Here is an 18,174-nt window from a genome sequence, read left to right as displayed (position 1 = left end):
TGATCGTCCAATGTGTGGGCCAGTCAGTGCAGGTGCTCGGCGATCCACCAGGTGTCTTCGGCCCGCTGCGAGCAGCGGATGGCTTCGTGATAGGTGTCAAGCGCCTGTTGTGGCTGCTGCAAACGATCCTGGGTGATGGCAATGAAACAGAGAGCCGCGCCGGCCCCCGCCGCGTCCTCCAGTTCCCGGTAGATGCGCACGCTCTCCTCCAGGTGAACGCGGGCGCGTTCGTCCTCGAACTGATAGACGGCGATCACGCCTGCGGTAAAAAGCGCTTTCGCCCGCCACGGGCTGTGGATCAACTCGCTGCGCCCCTGCGCTGCGTCAAGCAGTCCTGCGCCCCAGCGGCCGCCTTCGACCAGATGGTGACGCATCTCCCAGAAGTGGCCCAGCGCGCCCACCAGCCGCAGCCCCTCCTCGACGCTGCCCTGGGTAAGGCTGTGCGAGAGCGCGGCCCGCAGGTTTTCCTGCTCCTGATCCAGAACCGCCAGCCAGAAGAGCTGCTGCGCCGACTTCAGCCGCGGTTCGGCCCTTTCGGCCAGGGTCACAAACCAGGCCAGATGGCGGTCAGCCAGCGCCGCCTCTTCGCCGCTCTCCGCCAACCGCTGCCGGGCAAATTCCCGGATCGCTTCCAGGAAACGGTAGCGGGTCCCGCCTTCGGCGGAGCGCTCCACCGTCACCAGGGATTTGTTGATCAGTCGTCGCAGCAGCCCCAGCACATCCGCCTGGGCCAGGGGCGGCAATTCCCCGGCGATCTCTTCCGCAGCTTCCAGCGACCAGTCGCCGCCAAAGATGGAAAGACGGCGCAGCAGCGCCTGCTCCTCGCCAGCGAGCAGATGGTAGCTCCACGCAATGGCCGCGGTCAGGGTTTGGTGGCGGGGCAGGAGGGTTCGCCGTCCTCCCGCAGGCAGATCGAGATTGCGTTCCAGCCGGGCCGCGATTTCCTCCGGTGAAAGCAGGGGCAGCCAGGCCGCGGCCAGTTCGATACCCAGGGGGATGCCGTCCAGCCGCTGGCAGATGCGCGCGACGGCCGGCGCGTTCTGGTCGCTGAGGGCAAAGCCGCGCAGCACCGCCCTGGCCCGCTCCACGAAGAGGCGGATGGCGTCGTAGCCTTCCACGTCAGCCCGGCCGGGGCGCCCGCCCAGCAGGGCCGGCGGCAGGGCGAGGGGTTGGACCGGATAGACGATTTCGCCGGGGACGGCCAGGTTTTCGCGGCTGGTGGCCAGAATGCGCAGATCGGGACACGCCTGCAGGAGAGCGGCGGCCAGGCGCGCGGCCACATCCACCAGGTGTTCGCAATTGTCCAGGATGAGCAGCGCCTGGCGGGGGCGCAAGAAGTCGGTCAGGGCTGCCAGCAGCGGGCGTTCGGCGTTTTCCTGCAGATCGAAGGTCGAGGCCACTTCTCTGACCAGCAGGCGGGGGTCGGTCAGCGCGGCCAGTTCCACCAGCCAGACGCCGTGGCTGTACGCGTGGGCCATCCCTTCCCCCACGCGCAGGGCCAGCCGGGTCTTGCCGCAGCCGCCCGCGCCGGCCAGGGTGAGCAGCCGGGTCTGGTCCTCGGCCAGCAGTTCCCGCAGTTCGACCAATTCCTCGGCGCGTCCGATGAAGGAGGTGAGCTGAACGGGGAGGCGATTGGGAGGGACCGGTTGCGGTTCGGCGCCCGGTCGTGACGGAACGGGCGCAGGCGAGCTGCTCGCGGGCAGCGGCTGCGCCTGCTCGCACAGCGCCAGGAGGCGGGCGATGGTCTCCGGCTCGTTCTCGATTTCCATGGCGGGCACGAAGAGCGCCAACAGACTGGCGCGGTCAACGGGGCGTTCGTTGTTTTCGATGCGGCTGATGTGGGACTCGCTGTAGCCGACTGCAATGGACAACTCGCGCTGGGAAAGCCGGGCGCGGCGACGGAGGAACCTGAGCAGCTCTCCGAGGCTGGTCGAAACAGTGAGCGGAATGTGGGAGATATCCATGCCAACCCTCCTTTCGCAGCAATGGATCGTAGCTTTTGTGTGCGCAAGTATAGCACAACTTGCAACCGAATGAAAAACGAATTTGGCAAGAAACGGCAGAAAAGGCAACCCGACATCGGCTATGCTAGGGGCAACCCTCGACGGTTTTCAAGCATGTAGTTCGACAGTTCAACAATGCAAGGAATGAAAGGAGTCTGGTCATGTCTCAAAAAACCTTCGGCGCGATGGCCGAGGAAGCCTACCGGGTCGTGCCCACCATCAAACCGGCGGATCTCCAGCGCCGCCAGAAGAAGGAAGCCGACCTGCTGGTCATTGACGTGCGCGACGCGGCCGACATCGCCCAGACCGGCACTGTGCCCGGCGCGGTCAACCTGTCGTTGGGTGCGCTCACCTATCTGGCCGACAACGAAGTGCCGGAAAGCTGGCGGGATCCCCGGCTGGCCGACCGCTCGCGGCCCATCATCACCACCTGCATCCTGGGGCCCCTGGGCGCGATTGGCGGTAAGCTGCTGCACGACATGGGCTTCACGAACGTGCAGATTCTGGAGGGCGGCGTGCAGGCGTGGATCGAAGCCGGGCTGCCGGTGGTCAAGAACGGGGCGAGCTGATGACCGCAGCGAACGTTTGGGGCATCAGCGGCAACTGGGCCGAAATCTACCATGCCTGCTTTGTGCCATCCATGATTGCGCCCTGGGCGGAGCGCATCCTGGCCCTGGCCGCGCTCCACCCCGGTCAGCGGCTGCTGGACGTGGCCTGCGGCACCGGCGCAGTGACCCATCAGGCCGCCCGGATCGCCGGCCCGACCGGGCAGGTGGTGGGTCTGGACATCAGCCCGGAGGCGCTGGCCGTGGCTCGCAATGTGGATGGGCCGGCGGGCGGCGCGATCATCGAGTGGCGCGAGGGGTCGGTGGACAGCCTGCCCTACGCGGACGGCAGCTTCGATGCGGTGACCTGCCAACTGGGGCTGATGTTCTTCCCGGATCAGGTGGCCGCGCTGCGCGAGATGCGCCGGGTGCTGGCGCCGGGGGGCCGTCTGGCGCTGATGACGTGGGGGGCGCGCGAGCGATGCCCTGGGCAGGTGGCAGTGACGCAAATCTGGGTGCGGCGCCTGGGCGCGGAGCAAGCCAATAACTGGACAGCCATGCACTCACTCAGCGACCCTGTTCAGGTGCGGACACTGTTGGAAGAGGCGGGCTTCGCCGAGATCGAAGCGCAAACCGAAGTGGGCAATGTCCATTTTGCCTCGCCGCAAGCGTTGGTGCGCGGCGTTGGCGCTCTGAAAAACGACGTTGTCGAAGCGCCCGTGTACGCTGCCCTCTGCGCCGATGCCGATGAGCTGCTCAAGCCCTATTGCAGCGCAGCGGGTCTCGATTATCCGATCGAAGCGGTGCTGGCGCGGGCCAGCCAGCCGGCCGGCGGTTGAGGCGGAGCGGGCGCGGCTGGTTCAGCGCCAGATCACCCGCCTAAACTGTGAATCGCCCCGTCTTCGCACGATTTGACAAGGCATCATTGAGCTCAACTTCTGTGTTGTTTGCAATCAGGAATTGATCGTAGTACAATCTCTCTATCAGGGACAACACAGCACGTTCAGACCAGGTAGAAAAGACCTGTCGGAGAGATTGCACCATGACATTGGTAACATTAGAATTGCCACAGCGTATCTACCAGAAGGCTATCCGGATCGCCAGGGCAACGAAACGCCCGATTGAGCAGGTGGTAGTTGAGTGGATTCGGCCGCCGGTCGAGCGCACAGGATCAGCACAGGACGCGGGGCTAACGGGCCTGGAGTCCATGAATACTGCACAGTTGACGCAGATCGCGATCTCAACAACAGCGCCAAAAGAGATGCTGCGATTGCGAGAACTTCTGGGTCTTCAGGAGCAACGGGAACTGACCGAGGCCGAGCGCCGCGAGGCCACACGCCTGGTAGAACAGGAAGATCTGCTCACTCTGCGCAAGGCGAAGGCCATTTACCTGTTGAGACAACGCAATGCCATGCCGGATGATTTGATATCTCTGCTTTCGTGACCCACCATGGCCCACATTCCTCAAGCGCGCAGCCTTTGGGTCAGCTGCGGAATTCACCCGCCGGCAACCGATCGGGCGGCTGAGCGAACGTAGCTATCACTTTGTCCCATTTGAGTTTCTATCTCCAAAATACCATGACGCTGATTCTTGTCAACCCGGTGACATCGAGGTGTGCTGATGATCGAGAAACGCCTGGCGCATGCTGCGGACGCCGGCGTCGCCCTGGACATCGCCGAGCGTGAGATTGTGAGCGCGGCGGCTACGTTCAGTCAGATGGGTGTCGAACTGCACGCTCGATCTTCTCCAGATCGGCGCGAGTGGAGATGAGAATGTCATGAGCCTCAGCGTAGGCTCGCGCGGCCGGCGTGAAACCACTGCGGCTGACGCACCAGGGTTGTGCGTTCAGCGTCCGGGCTTTGGCTGCCAGCGCGATCAATTCCTTCTCACCGACGACCTTGCTCTGCCACTTGAGTTCGACTGCCCAGCGGTCGCCGCTTTCGGTTTCAGCCAGAGCGTCCACTTCCACCTGGCCGTCGGCAGACCGGTAGGGCGCGACGCGGGTGAAGATCGGTAGCGCCAGGCGGCCATTGATCCCGAACCAAACACCATCCATCTCTTGCCCCGCAAAGGCGCGCATCGTTTCACGCAGCTGGCTCTCGCGTGCGCGCCCCAACTCGGATGAAAGCCGGGCGTGCTGTGCTTCCAGGTCGGCCAGGAGCGGCGCCAGAATTGTCCGGCTGGCAAACAGGTCTACTTCGATCCCGCGCGTCATGACCGCCACCCAGTAACGTAACACAGGATCACGATAGAAATACTCGCCCCCCTCTTCGATCAACAAGTCCACTTCCTGCAATGCGCGCAAGTAACTGCGCGTGCCAGGGGCGCCCTTGCGGATCCGGCGGGCAATCTCGCTCAGCGTCAGCCCTTCCTCCTCGGCCAGCGTCTGCAGAATGGCTTTTAGAATGCCATAGCCGCGCGCGCGGCTGAGAGAGATGTCGTAGAGATAGCGGCAGTAGTTGTAGATGCGACCGTCGCGTGTCAGCGTTTCCAGGAGGAAGGCGCGTTCAGCATCTGCGGCGGTCAATGTACTGGCCGTTTGGGCCAGGTCCCTCATGCGCGAGGTCACGGCATAGATGTAGAACGGATGACCGCCTGTCAACTCATGCAGACGTCGGCCGGCGCCGGCCGCCGGGGTCGCGCCCAGGATGCGCTCGACGAGGGCCAGGGTCGCATCGAGCGGAAAGCGCGCCACCTCCACTGATTCGAACTGCAAGAAAAGCGGTGACTGGCCGTCCTGAACCAGGTGCTGCATGGCGTTGATGGCGGAGGCCGCCACAACGTATCCCAGGCGGCCCTGGCGCTGCAGCGCAGCCCGAAAGAGCTGCACCGGCCGGCGCACAGCAGGGTAATTGCCGAGCACGGCTAATTCGGTAAACTCGTCCAACAGCAAGAGGAGGTAGCAGTCCAGTTCGACGGCCAACTTCTCGGGGAAATCGAGCGCCGCGCTGACTTGCAACGCCGGGTCGTCACGCGCGCTATCGAGGGTTGCCAGGGTTTGGGCGACGCAGCGTAGGCCCGCGGCCGGTCCGCCAAGCAAGCCGGCCGGCGTCAGAAAACTCTCGCGGTCACCCTGCCCGCCGGTCAAAGCCCAGAATGTCACCAGGCCGACGTAGCGCCGGCTGAACAGTTCCGGGGACGTCACCAATTCTTCCATATCCACGTAGACCGGCCGCACGCTGCCGGCCGGCGCCTGCTCCAGCCATCGCGTCAGGTGTTCCATGAGCAGGAGCGTCTTGCCAATGCGGCGCAGGCCGAACAACGCCAGGTGGCGTGGTCGCCCCTCCTTCAGGCTGAGCGTAGCCTGCTCGAGCAGACCAAGCTCACGCTCGCGGTCGGTGAACAAGGCTCTGAGGTGTGGCGGATAAAAAGATGGCGTCATGGGCATCACTCCTGAACAGCGTTTAGGGCAATTGCCTTATAAGGCAATTGCCCTAAAGTCTAGCACAGAATCGGTCACTTTGCCAAGTCAGGATGGTACTTTTGTAGATGAATCCCTGCGTTCGCATGACTTCGAACGCCTGCACGCCGATGGACAGCTTCTGCATGACATGCTCCTCCGTCGAAGATCCTGATGCGGGTGGCCTGGTCAGAGGGAAGTCCGGCGCCTGTAAGGGAAACTACGGCGTGTTGATCTGACCCGACGAGCGGATCATCCCATCTTTGGTGAGCAAGCTGGCTCGGAAGAATCTGGCCGTTGCGACAATGATGCGGTCATGGATCTCGGAAATCTCCTTGACGCGCAGCGTCTCGTCGAAAACCTCAACCCCAAACTCCACAATCTCGAACTCAGGTTCATCGCGTACGAGTTGATAGAGCCGCGGGAAATCAAAGACCAAGCGCCCTTTTGTTGCGATATTGAGCGCCTCAGCCAGGACAATCGTGGGAACCAACAGGCGTCCTCCCTGCTGGCGCACCTGATCTATCTTGTCACGTAGGGTATCTGATAAACGCTGATTGCCGGTGAAGTACCAGATGAGGACGTGCGTATCCAAAACGAAGAGCATGGAGACATCTCCCGCGTTCATAGGTCATCCAATGATCGAAAGAGGTCGCGCTGCGCCTCCTCGATCATTTCATCGGTGATATCCCCGGCGCGCACGCTGCCGAAGAGTGACGGCTTGCGCAGGGGCGCAGTTGGTTGAGACGCTACCCCGCGCAACAATTCGCGCCGCAACTGCTCAACTTCACGGCCCAACACATCCACTCTACGCAGCAGGCTATTCAGGCTGGCTTGATCGAGCATAGGTGTTACCTCGGTCTAAAACTCTCCTCCAGCGAACCAATGACGCGCCTATTATAGCGTCGTGACGGTTCATTGTCCAACGATACTACACTTCCCCATACCGGTACTTCGTGCTCGCCTCGATCAGTTCGATCTCCGCTGCGCCCAGGTCGAACAGGCCATAGACCCGCGCGTTGAGCTGCGTTTCCAGCCGGATGATCTCGGCCGTGCGCTGTTCGTGTGCGGCGCGGCGGGAAGCCAGTCATCCTTCTCTCAGTCCATCGGCTGTGAGACGGGCATCCGCGGCGGAGCGGTGCGCCAGAGCAGCGCAACTTCGTCTGGCGTCAGGCCATAAGCCGCGTTCACCAGTTCCGCCAGCCGGCCTTCGAGTCGCGCGCTCTCGGCGACCCCAGCGCGCAGCGGCAGCGCGTACTGCCGGTAGACGCGTGCCAGTTCACCCACGTCCGCAGGGCTGAGTCGCGCCTCCCCCTTCGGACGGCGAGCGCGCACCTGCTGGATAAACGCCCCTTCGTCCAGGTTGCCGAACGCTCCCAACGCCTGGCCCGGCGTGGTTACGCCAAACTCGGCCGCCAGCCAAACCAACACCTCATCAACGACGACCTGATTTTGCTGCGTCAGCGTGATAAGCCGCTGAACTGCCGGTTCAATCTCAGAACGCATCGAGTCATCGGGCTGCGCGATAGGTAATGACTCGGTGAAGGAGTAGATCAGGCGGAGAACTTCGTCCTTGCCGTGCATAGCATTACGCCACATGTAGGCCCACATCAGGGGCGAATTGACGACTGCCAACAGATAAAGGTCATTGGTCGGCCAAACATACGCTGTGTTGACCAAGAAAACCGGTTTGTCAGAGTACGCAAACTGCGCACGCCAGGCAATATCGGTGTGGATAATCTTGGGATGCCTAAACACTGAGTAGTAGTCGCACGACCGCAACTCCCACCAGAAGCGCCCTTGGTCCTGCCGCTTGCGCAGTGCCCCTTCGTGTGGTTTCAAGTAAGCGTGCAAAGAAGGAAATGCGTGAGCAAAGATGGCCTCTGCCGATTCGCCTGACTTACTCCAGGGCCAGTCGAAATTCTCGCTCGACTTGAGCAGGATCATCCACAGGCTGGCCCACTCAGGATGCCAACGTTTGATGTCCTGCCCGCGCAGATAGGGCACGATCACATCTGCAGCGCTCGGATCAGCAGTCACAAGCCGGTCGCGCGTTGGCGTGTCAATCGAGAAGACCTCATTGAGGCCGGTCAAAATGCCTCGATAGGGTTTACCGCCGATAAAATCAAGAAGCGGTACACCAGCACGCCGAATTTTCGTCATCAGCGCGTTCACATCCGGCGGTTCCAGACTCCACGGCGCCGCGCTGAAACGGCCGGCCGGCACGCGATGGCTGTGGGCTTCCACGTAGGTCGTCAGGTCGCTGTGGCCTAACTCCTCGCGCGGGAACGCGCACACCTCGGTCTCGGCAGGGGCGGCCGGTTCGGCGGCCGGCTTGCGCAGCACCGCGATGCACGGGAAGGTGTCGGCGTCGGGGAAGATCGGCGCGTGGCCGAAGTCCACGATTCGCTCCACCACGGTCTGTTCGGCAAGGTAGCGCCGCAGCGGCTCGCCGTAACCGGCGCGCAACCACTTGTTGTTGACGATGAACGCCAGTCGACCGCCGCGACGCAGCATCTCACAGCCTCGGTGATAAAAGTAAACGTACAGGTCGGCCGCTGCATCGTACACCGGCGCGTGGGCTGCGGCCAGGTAGCGCTTGGCCGCGCTCACCTGCTCCTGCCGCACATAGGGCGGGTTGCCAAGCATGGCGTCGAAGCCGCCGTCCGCGGCCCAGTCGCGGCCGGCCAGGTCAATGAAGACTTCGGGGAACTCCAAATCCCAGTGGAAGAAGCGCTGCTGCTCCCACTGGCCGCGGGCGCGGGCGATGGCCCCCTGGTAGCGCTCGTCCACGGCGATCTCCCCGGCCAGCGCGGGCAGCACGTCGCCGCTGTGCATGGTCATGAACTCGAACGCGGCCGGCCCGGCAGGACGACGAGACTTCGAGGGTCTCTCGTCGTCGAACCACTGGCTCACCCACAGGTCGAGCGCCTGTTTGTAGGGCAGGAGCTGACGCTGGAACGCAGCGTAGGCTTCGGCGCTCTGCTGCACATCGGCCAGCGTGGAGTCGGCCCGCCCGGCCACTTCGATCATCACCGCGGTCAGATCGAGCAGGCCGGCGAACGGCCCCTGGAACAGCGTCAACTGGCCGGCGTCTGTCACCCGCATGGCGCGTTCCACCGTGCGCACGTCCGCGCCAAGCACCGAATTGCCCCAGCGCAGGTGATGATCCAGGAAACTGAGCGGCGCGCCCACCGTGAAGGTGTGCAGCCACAGGCTCAGCTTTGCCAGCTCCACCGCCAGCGGGTTGAGGTCCACGCCGTAGATGCAGCGCTTCATCACCAGGCGGGTCAGCAGCGCGGTGTCGTCCAGCCGGGCCGCATCCACCGCAATGCCCTGGCGCGCCATCTCCGCTTCGATCTCACGGCGCACCCGTTCGATCAGTCGCTGCACAGGGTTCCAGTCCCACGGCACGATGGGATGAGTGTCGTGGTAGACCTGCATGCGCCGGATGATGCCGTCGGTCAGATGATCCACGGCGTTGACCAGGAAATGGCCGCTGCCCATCGCCGGATCGCAAACCTTGATCCCCAGGAAGGCCTCGAGCGCGTCCCGTTCGGCGCTCGCCAGCTGCGCCTGCAGCCGCTGATTGGTCGTCTTGTCCAGCGCCTGGTGCAGTTTCTTGCGCAGATCGGCAATGCGGCCCAGGGCCGCGCTGAAGCGCAGGGACCGCTCGTCCAGGATCGGATCGAGGGTCTGGCTCACGATGTACTCCACGATGAAGTCAGGGGTGTAGTAGGAGCCGGAGAGCTTGCGCTCGCCCTTGTCATTGACGAGGGCGACCTCACCGCCCGGCCCCATCTCCTGCGGCGAGAGGGGGCCGGGGGGTGAGGCGAGGACCAGCCGGTTCTCCAGCAGCCCCTCGTAGATCGTGCCCAGGTTGCGCACGCTGATGAAGGTGTAATCCACCGGTTCGCCCGCGTCGCGCACCATGATGTCCACCGCACGCGCCACCGCCCGATCGCTCAACTTGTGGCGTTCCAGGAAACGATTTTCGGGCGTAGCCGCACTGAACAGCCCGCCGTCGTAGCGCGGGATGCCCAGGCTGGGATCGCCGCGGTCAATGCGGCGGAAGAGGGCGAGCAGCGCTTCGTAGCGCGGGGTGGCGAAAGTGGCATCGCTGAGCGGCAGGCGGCGGTCAATCCGTTCGGCCGCCCAGGCCGCCAGGTTGGTCAGGCTTTGCTCGCGATAGCCGGCGTTGCGCATCGGCAGCAGATCACGCGCCTCGGCATAGAGCACGAACAGGAGCTTGTAGAGCAGGCTCAGTCCCGCGGCATAGATCTGCTGCAGACTCTCGCCGGTTTCCTCACGGATGCCCAGCTGCTCCTGCCGGTAAGCCACGAACCCGGCCGCAATTTCCGGCATCACCTCATCGAAGACCAGCTCCTTCAGCTTGTCGCTGACGCGGCGGGCGTACGTGTTCGAGCCTTCATGCACACGCTGGACGAAGGAACGGCCGTGACTGTCCGGCACAAACGCGTCGCGACGGAAAAAGAGCCACCAGCGTTGGAAGTCGGCAAGTTGCTCGGGAGTGGGGCCGCCGACCTCACCCCCCGATCCCCTCTCCCGCGAGGCGAGGGGGAGCAGGCTATCGAAGATCAGTCCGAGGTCAACTTCGTAGAACTCGCTGGCCGTGCTGCTGACTTCACGGCTGTACAGGCGCCAGGTGCGACCATTGGTGAGGATGCCCCACGGGCAGCGCGTGCCCACCAGGTAGCTCACCATCTGATGACTGGGGTTGCTTTCGGCCTTCCAGGTGCTGCGGCCGCTGGCATCGGTGGCGCTCAGCGGCCGGCCCCAGTACTTGGCCTCGGCGATGGCCGTTGCGCGACCGTAGAAGGCGTCATCGGCGCGTTGGTGCGGGTAGGCTTCATCGGCCGCGGCCTGGCTGGCAAAGAGCGCGTAATCGGGACGCGTCAGACTGCCGCCCCGGCGCTGCGCCTTGGCCTGCACGATGTAGCTCCAGCCCAGGGCGTCCAGCACCGGTTTGACGAACTCCTGCTCGGTCTGCGCCTCGTTCCAGCTTGCGCCGAGCGTGCGCGCCCGCTCCCACAGGCCGGCCACGGTCTCGAAAACCGGGCGCGGATCAGCGGCCCATTCCGCGTGCTCCGGCAGGCGCGCCTGCAGGTAGTGCTGCGAGAAAAGCGACTTGGCGGCCGGCAGCCTGGGCAGGCCGCCGGGTGCAGGTGCGTTGGTCATGAGGCATCGTCGTCGTTATTTTCGATTGGATGCTCTGTCGCTGCGGGCGGCGGCAGCATCCCCGCGATTTCATCGAGCTTCTCGATGATTTCCGGGTGAACTTCGTCGGGGCGCATGGCGCGCGCGATCAGGTAATTCTCGATCTCGTAGCGGTTCCAGCGCAGCAGACGCAGGCCGCTGGGGAAATCCTGGGCTTCCGGCCCGGCGCTGCGATCGCGATCGAGGAGACACAGCCCGTGCAGGGTAGGAAAGGCTATGCCTAACGCCGAAAAATGTCGCTTGGCTTCCCCCAGTTCACCGGCCCCACCCATCGCAATGATGTAAGCAATGACCTCATCCGCCTCGAAGCGTTTGAAATGGCTGATGCGAACTTCCTGAATCATGGTTCCACCTCCACTGTGAGCGCCCTGGTCGCCGCGGAGACGTTGCATTGCAACGTCTCAACATGCCAATCACCTGCCTGCGGCCGGGTGAGTCAGGCAAATTATACCCCACAGCCTATGTTGCGGCAAAGCGGCGATTTCCGTGCCGCAGTGCATCCCCTGCACCGGGCTTGATCGAGCAGGCGAAAGCGGCTATAATGGCGCCTGTGATCGAAAGCGCAGGAGGCTTGAAACGGGGGGGGCGAAGCAGGGCGCATGTCGTACAGTAAACGAAGGGACAGGCCAACCATCGGGGTCGTGGCCGGCTGGCAATACTACTGGACGGCTACGCCGCTCAGCTATCTGAACCCGATTTACCGCGGCGTCCGTCAGGCGGCAGCGGACCTGGGCTGCAACCTCCTGTTGGGCTGCGGCATGGGCGCGTCGGCCGCGTCGTCCGATCCTCTCTGCCCCGCCTGGCCGTTCCCGTCCTCTGACAATGACTTCGTTCCCATCGGCCCCTGGAACACCGATGGACTCATCGTCATCAATCCGCTGCACACGAAGGCGCGCTCGGCCGATCTGCAGGCCGTGATCGCGGCCGGCCATCCGGTCATCTTTGTTGCGGCCGGCGAAGAAGGCCCAACCATTGCCGCGGATAACGCGGCGGGCATTCGCGAAGCCGTCCAGCACTTCATTGAACACAGGTCACACGGTGAGCACGGTCATCGGCGCATCGCCTTCATTGCCTTTATTGCCGGCAGTCCAGAGGACATGGCGGGCGATACCGGCGCGCGGCTGCGGGCCTATCGGTTGGCGCTCGATGAGTTCGGGCTGACCGGCGACGAACGTCTCGTGGCCTACGGCCGGCACATTTTCAGCGGCGGTCATGCGGCGATGCAGCAAATCCTGGCAACCGGCGCGCCGTTCACGGCCGTCCTGGCCAGCAATGATGAATCTGCGTTGGGCGCCATGCAGGCGCTGGCCGAGATCGGAATTCGAGTGCCGCAGGATGTCGCCGTCATCGGCTTCGATGATCGGCCGGAGAGCGCAGTGCAGAAACCCGCGCTGACCAGCGTGGCCGTGTCGTTGTTCGAGATGGGCTACCAGGCGGTGGCGCAGGTCCTTCGTCAGAGTCGGGGCGAGCCGCCGCCTGCTGAGCCGATCAAGGTAGCCACCCATCTCGTGCTGCGGGAATCGTGCGGTTGCAGCAGCAGAGACGCGGCGCCCCGGCGCACGATCGCCGTGGAGCCGGAGCAACTCCAACTGGCGCGGCGGCGCCTGGTGGAGGCTTTCATGGCCAGTGTCGAGCGGGATGATCCCGCGGTGCTGCGCGAGGCCGTGGACGCGATCCTGCAGCAGGTCGCACAAGGGTGGGACGATGCGGCGATCTGGCAGACCGCTCTTTCTGTTGTGAACGATGATCTGCCTGATCTGGCAGCGCGCTGGCAACGCGGAGACGTTGCGCACGCCCGGCTGGAAGAGGCCCGCGGCCTCATCGCGGCCAGCACCTGGCGGCGGCACCGGCAAATCATGGTGGAACAGCGTTGGATTGCTGACCGCGTCGGCGTCCTGACCGCGGACCTGCAGGCTGCGCTCGATGAGTCGCAGATTTATGATGCGCTGGCGCGCCACCTGCCTGGAATGGGGATCGAATTCGCCGCGGTGGCGCTGTTCGAGCCTGAGGGTGACGATCTGGTGGCCTGGTGTCAACTGCGCACCATCAAACCGCCCGGCCAGGCCGTCGTTCGTTTCCCCTGCCGGCAGTTCCCGCCCGCAGACATGCTCCCTGCCGACCGGCCGTTCAGCCTGGCGCTGGTGCCGTTGGTCAATCCGCGCGGCCGCCTGGGCTTTGTGGCCTTCGACGCCCATCAGCTCGATCTTTACGGCGCGATCGTCCAGCAACTGGCGGCTGCGCTCAACACCGCGCAGTTGTATCGCGAGGCCACCGAGGGTCGTCGCCTGGCCGAGGAAGCAAACCGGATGAAGAGCCGCTTCCTCTCGACCGTCAGCCATGAACTGCGCACGCCTCTCAACCTGATCGTTGGCCTGGGCGAAATCCTGCTGCGCGACAGCGATCAGGGCGTGTCGCCGCTGCCGTTGACGGCACGTAACGATATCGAGCGCCTGAACGCCAATGCCCAGCACCTGGGCCGCCTGATCGGGGACGTGCTGGACCTGGCCAGCAGCGACGCGGGGCAACTGCGGCTGACCAACCAGTTTGTGGACTTGGGACAGGTCCTGCACACCGTGACGGAGACCGGCCGCCGGCTGGCGGCGGACAAAGGGCTGGGCTGGCGCGCCGCGCTGCCGGCGTCGGGGCCGTGGGTCTGGGGCGACCGCACGCGCCTGGCACAGGTGGCGCTGAACCTGATCAGCAACGCCATCAAATTTACGGCGCGTGGCGAAGTCTGCCTGACGTTGGAGGCCGATGGTCGGTCCGTCACGGTCAGCGTGCGCGACACGGGGTTGGGCATTGCTCTGGAGGAGCAGGGCGCGATCTTCACTGACTTCCGCCGGTCGGAGCGCAGCATCATCCGCGGCTACGGCGGTCTGGGGCTGGGGCTAACGATCTGCCGGCGTCTGATCGAGCTGCATGGCGGCGCGATCGGCGTGCATTCGACCGGTCAGGAAGGGGCCGGCTCGACCTTCTACTTCACCTTGCCCACCGTCGAGCCGCCGACGGTGCAGGCCTCGCTCCCAACGCCGGCGATAATGGCGGGTGAGGGGGGCGTGCTGGTGCTCACGGCATCGCCAGATTCGAGCGAGCGCCTGCGCAGGCATCTGCAGCAGCGGGGGTTCGAGGTGCAGATGGCGCTGCTGGACCAACCGGCGAGCTGGCAGTCCCAAATTCTGACGGCGCTGCCGACTGCTGTAGTGCTGGATGTGACCAGCGGGTCGGATCAGGCCTGGCATGTGTTGAAGATGCTCAAGGCCGGCGCAAGCACGCGCGGGATTCCGGTGCTGTTCTACGCGCTGGCGCAGGACAGCGGCGCGGTGCTGGAACTGGACTACCTCACCAAGCCCATCGAACTGGCCGAGCTGACACGCGCACTCGATCAGCATTGGCTGCCGCCAGACAATCCATCCGCCGCCGAATCGCAGCGCGCGTTCCTGGTGGTTGATGACGACACGGACACGCTGGAGATGCATGCGCGCATCGTCCAACGGCATTCGGCTTCGCATCGGGTATACAAGGCGCATAACGGACTCGAGGCGCTGGACATCCTGCGGCGCGAACGCGTTGACCTGGTGCTGCTCGATCTGATGATGCCGGAGATGGACGGTTTCGCCGTGCTGGAGGCGATGCGTGACCGCGAAGCCACGGCCGCCATTCCCGTGATCGTGGTCACCGGTCAAACGCTGACCGAGTCGGAAATGGCCCGGCTGAACATTGGGGTGACGAGCGTGCTGAGCAAGGGGGTGTTCAACCTCAAAGAAACGCTGGCCCACCTGGACGCCGCGCTGACGCGCCGGCGTGCGTTGAGCGGCGAAGCGCAGCGGCTGGTGCGCCAGGCCATGGCCTATCTCCAGGAACACTACGCGGAGCCGATTTCGCGCCAGGACATTGCAGATCACGTCGGCCTGAGCGATGACTATCTCACCAGTTGCTTCCACAAAGAATTGGGGCTGACGCCAGTGGTATACCTCAACCGCTACCGTGTGCAGCAGGCCAGGCAGCTCCTGAAGCACACCCACAAGAGCATCACCGAGATTGCGCTGGACGTGGGCTTTTCCAACAGCAGCTATTTCAGCCGCATCTTCCGCCGCGAGACCGGCCGGTCACCTGAGGCGTATCGGCGCCTGTAGGTAACTGCTGGGTCTGCCTGGAATTCAGACAGGATTTACAGGATTGACAGGATATTCGAACTCTCGTGGCGGTAGTTTTGCACACCACAGAGCAAGAATCCTGTTCATCCTGTTCATCCTGTCAAATCAACTTGCAGGGTGAGCAGTTACGGCTGTAGAGACGTTGCAATGCAACGTCTGCGCCCCTGCGGGTGGGATCATTGACTTGATCCCACCCGCAGGGGCGGTTTGTTTTTTTCTACTTCTCGGAAAAATGCGCATTCTGCACGCTTTTGGGCAAGCCCGCGCGTGCCAAACTGAGTAGACTGATGTTCAGTCAGAGTTGGTCAGTGATGGAAGCGGCGCCGACATGCCGTGCAAAAGGGCACGCCTGGCGCTCGCCGCTCGTTTTGATCAACCCCCGGTCAGCCACATTCAGAAAGAGAAGCATTCAGAAAGAGAAGCATTCAGAAGGAGAAGATCGTAATGTCCAAGAAAATCCTAACCCTCGTTAGCATGATCCTCGTGCTAACCACGCTGTTGACGGCGTGCGGCGGTGCAGCCACACCGGCGCCTGCCACGACCCAGGCTCCCACCGAGCCGACGAAGGCTCCCACCGAGCCGACGAAGCTCCCGAAGCCGCCAATGTCACCCTCAAAGTTCTTGTCCACCAGAACCCTCCCATGGTGGATTTCATGAACGCCTTCAACGAGAAGTTCCACGCCAAGTATCCCAACATCACCATTGACATGTCGGTGGTGAATGCCAATGACCTGAGCACGGTCACCCAGACCCGCCTGGCTGCCAACGATGTGGATGTCGTGGACATGTTCGGCTTTGCCAATGCGTCCCAGGCCTACATGAAGAACGTGACACCGCCCAACTGGCAGACCCTGATTGAAGCTGGCCTGTTGATGGACCTGACCGACCAGCCGTTCGTCAAGAACTACGATGCGTCGGCGATCAAGGATGCCGGTTCTTACAACGGCAAGGTTTATGAAGTCAACCTCGGCCGCGTGTCCTACAGCGGCATCTACTACAACAAGGACATGTTCACCGCGAATAACGTCAAAGTCCCCACGACGTGGGGTGAGCTTGTGACGGCCTGCGAGACGTTCAAGAAGGCGAATGTTCCCTGCATGACCGCCGGCGGTAAAGACGGCTGGCCCATCTTCGTGGGCGCGTACGGCCTGATCGGCGCCATTTATCCCGACCAGGCGGCCCTGGTCGAAGGCCTGTGGACCGGCAAGATCAAATGGAACGACGCCAAGTCCCTCGATATGTGGACGAAGATGAAGACTTACACCCAGGACATGATGGAAACTGGCGCCAGCGGCATTGCGGGCGATGCGGCGCCTGGCCGCTTTGCCTCGGGTGCGGTCGCCATGTTCCCAGGCGGCACCTGGTATGCCTCTGCCATTGACACGGCGCAGCCGACCTTCAAGTGGGGCTATATCCCGTTCCCTGGCAGCGATAACGCCGACGATAATAAGTACCTGTTCGGAAAGTATGATCAGGGTTGGGCCATTGCCGCCAATACCGCTAACAAGGACGCCTCCTTGAAATACCTGACCGAGTTCTCTGACTCGGCGAACTACCAGGCCTTTGCCAACGCGGTTGGCTTCATCCCCACCCAGCCAAGCGCCACCCTGAATACGCAGATCGGCACGGAAGTCGCACCCTATCTCGCTAACTTCCGTGTAGGTTACGAACAGTACTGGACCGCACCGAAGGGCGCTGGTCAATATGCCAACCCGTATGCTTCGTACTTCAAGCCGTTCGGCACCTATGACAACCCCCAAGAACTCGCTGACAAGGTGCAAGCAGACCTTCAATCCGGGTTAGACGCGAACCAGTAGCCAACTGCCTGTTCTTCCATGTAGGCTTCTCGCCCCTGGGGCGAGAAGCCTACCCTGTAACATTCAGAACCGAGGCATACTATGGTCAACTATCACTTCGGTCGCGGCCGGGCCAGATGGACACCCTACCTCCTGCTTCTGCCAGGAATCCTTTTTTACCTGCTTATTAGCCTGGGGCCATCCCTTGCCACCGCCGTGTACTCGTTTACCGATGCGACCGGCATCAAAGGGGCTCCGATCCACTGGGTTGGGCTGGCAAACTTCAAAGAGTTCCTCTTCATGGGCCAGGCGTCGCGCGACAACTATGACGCCCTGGGCCGGACGCTGCTGTTTTGTTTCTTTGTGACCAGCATCCAATTTGTACTTGGCCTGGTCGTTGCGCTTCTCGTCAATCAGCGGTTGAAGGGCGTCAATTTCTTCCGCACGCTCTACTTCCTGCCTGTGATCCTGGGCGCAGTGATCCAGGGCTTGATCTGGTCGCTCTTCCTCTACCCACTGGGTGGCCCCGCTGCCAGACTGCTGGCATCGCTCGGTCTACATTCTGAATTCTTTGGTGGGCAGCCCAGCGAAGCCTTCGCCTGGGTCATCGCCGTGCAAATCTGGGCCAACCTGGGCACCACGATGATGATCTTCATCTCCGGTCTGCAGACCATCCCGGAAGAGCTGTACGAGGCGGCTCGCATTGATGGCGCCAGCTCATGGCGGGTCTTCAAAGAGGTCGTGTGGCCCTTGTTGACGCCGGTTGTCAACACCAATCTGCTCCTGAATATCATCGGCTCGCTGCAGGCGTGGCAGCTATTCCTGGTCCTCCTCGGTTACCGAAACGGGACCCAAGTCCTGGGCTATCTGATTTTCGCCCAGGGTTTCGGTCAGACATCGGGGAGCACCTCAAGCGCATTCCGGCAAGGCTATGCCGCGGCCGCTTCGATCGTTCTGTTCTTCCTGGTTTTGGTCATCGGCATGACTGTGCAGACTATTCTGCGGCGTAGAGAAGAGAGGATACTGGGATGAACATC

At 63.0% G+C, this 18,174-nt stretch carries 14 protein-coding genes; 6 read left to right on the top strand and 8 right to left on the bottom strand.

Annotated features, from left to right (window positions below; all coding sequences use genetic code 11):
* Positions 1-23: 23 nt before the first annotated feature.
* Positions 24-1,964 carry an XRE family transcriptional regulator gene (locus tag IPM84_17835; GenBank protein ID MBK9094589.1) on the bottom strand — a complete coding sequence of 647 codons (1,941 nt, stop codon included), beginning with the start codon at positions 1,962-1,964 and terminating at the stop codon, positions 24-26.
* A 200-nt stretch (positions 1,965-2,164) separates the two neighbouring features.
* Between IPM84_17835 and IPM84_17830 the strand changes: the two genes are divergently transcribed.
* The 3 genes from IPM84_17830 to IPM84_17820 all read left to right on the top strand — a co-directional run bounded on the left by IPM84_17830 (position 2,165) and on the right by IPM84_17820 (position 3,992).
* A complete protein-coding gene (locus IPM84_17830; protein ID MBK9094588.1) occupies positions 2,165-2,572 on the top strand; it encodes a sulfurtransferase in 408 nt (135 codons plus the stop codon).
* Positions 2,572-3,387 carry a class I SAM-dependent methyltransferase gene (locus IPM84_17825; GenBank protein ID MBK9094587.1) on the top strand — a complete coding sequence of 272 codons (816 nt, stop codon included), beginning with the start codon at positions 2,572-2,574 and terminating at the stop codon, positions 3,385-3,387. The genes IPM84_17830 and IPM84_17825 overlap by 1 nt, the downstream gene beginning before the upstream one ends.
* A 203-nt stretch (positions 3,388-3,590) precedes the next feature.
* Entirely contained in the window at positions 3,591-3,992 is a 402-nt protein-coding gene (locus tag IPM84_17820) for a hypothetical protein (protein MBK9094586.1), read from the top strand.
* 150 nt (positions 3,993-4,142) lie between these two features.
* On the opposite strand, the gene IPM84_17815 is transcribed toward IPM84_17820, so the two are convergent.
* From IPM84_17815 to IPM84_17790, 6 genes are all read right to left on the bottom strand, one after another.
* Positions 4,143-4,283 carry a hypothetical protein gene (locus IPM84_17815; protein MBK9094585.1) on the bottom strand — a complete coding sequence of 47 codons (141 nt, stop codon included), beginning with the start codon at positions 4,281-4,283 and terminating at the stop codon, positions 4,143-4,145.
* A complete protein-coding gene (locus IPM84_17810) occupies positions 4,258-5,931 on the bottom strand; it encodes a restriction endonuclease (protein ID MBK9094584.1) in 1,674 nt (557 codons plus the stop codon). Before IPM84_17810 ends, IPM84_17815 begins: the two co-directional genes overlap by 26 nt.
* 238 nt (positions 5,932-6,169) lie before the next feature.
* Complete coding sequence (locus IPM84_17805; protein MBK9094583.1) at positions 6,170-6,556, bottom strand: PIN domain-containing protein; 387 nt, start codon at positions 6,554-6,556, stop codon at positions 6,170-6,172.
* Positions 6,557-6,573: 17 nt separating this feature from the next.
* Positions 6,574-6,795, bottom strand: a complete 222-nt coding sequence (locus IPM84_17800; protein MBK9094582.1) for a hypothetical protein — start codon at positions 6,793-6,795, stop codon at positions 6,574-6,576.
* Positions 6,796-7,047: 252 nt separating this feature from the next.
* Positions 7,048-11,148, bottom strand: coding sequence for an Eco57I restriction-modification methylase domain-containing protein (locus IPM84_17795; protein ID MBK9094581.1), 4,101 nt, complete (start codon positions 11,146-11,148; stop codon positions 7,048-7,050).
* On the bottom strand, positions 11,145-11,531 hold the full coding sequence (locus IPM84_17790) for a hypothetical protein (protein ID MBK9094580.1): 387 nt from the start codon (positions 11,529-11,531) through the stop codon (positions 11,145-11,147). The genes IPM84_17795 and IPM84_17790 overlap by 4 nt, the downstream gene beginning before the upstream one ends.
* A gap of 255 nt (positions 11,532-11,786) precedes the next feature.
* Between IPM84_17790 and IPM84_17785 the strand changes: the two genes are divergently transcribed.
* The gene (locus tag IPM84_17785; protein MBK9094579.1) at positions 11,787-15,320 is read left to right on the top strand and encodes a substrate-binding domain-containing protein; all 3,534 of its coding nucleotides are present in this window, start codon (positions 11,787-11,789) and stop codon (positions 15,318-15,320) included.
* A 446-nt stretch (positions 15,321-15,766) separates the two neighbouring features.
* On the opposite strand, the gene IPM84_17780 is transcribed toward IPM84_17785, so the two are convergent.
* Complete coding sequence (locus IPM84_17780) at positions 15,767-15,970, bottom strand: hypothetical protein (protein MBK9094578.1); 204 nt, start codon at positions 15,968-15,970, stop codon at positions 15,767-15,769.
* Between the two features lie 24 nt (positions 15,971-15,994).
* Here IPM84_17780 and IPM84_17775 point away from each other — a divergent pair, with 24 nt between their 5' ends.
* Both IPM84_17775 and IPM84_17770 read left to right on the top strand, forming a co-directional pair.
* A complete protein-coding gene (locus IPM84_17775) occupies positions 15,995-17,158 on the top strand; it encodes an extracellular solute-binding protein (GenBank protein ID MBK9094577.1) in 1,164 nt (387 codons plus the stop codon).
* 81 nt (positions 17,159-17,239) lie between these two features.
* Positions 17,240-18,169 carry a sugar ABC transporter permease gene (locus IPM84_17770; GenBank protein ID MBK9094576.1) on the top strand — a complete coding sequence of 310 codons (930 nt, stop codon included), beginning with the start codon at positions 17,240-17,242 and terminating at the stop codon, positions 18,167-18,169.
* Positions 18,170-18,174 lie beyond the last annotated feature (5 nt).

Source organism: Candidatus Amarolinea dominans, from assembly GCA_016719785.1.
Classification (GTDB): domain Bacteria; phylum Chloroflexota; class Anaerolineae; order SSC4; family Amarolineaceae; genus Amarolinea; species Amarolinea dominans.
This window is presented reverse-complemented; position numbering and strand designations above follow the sequence as displayed.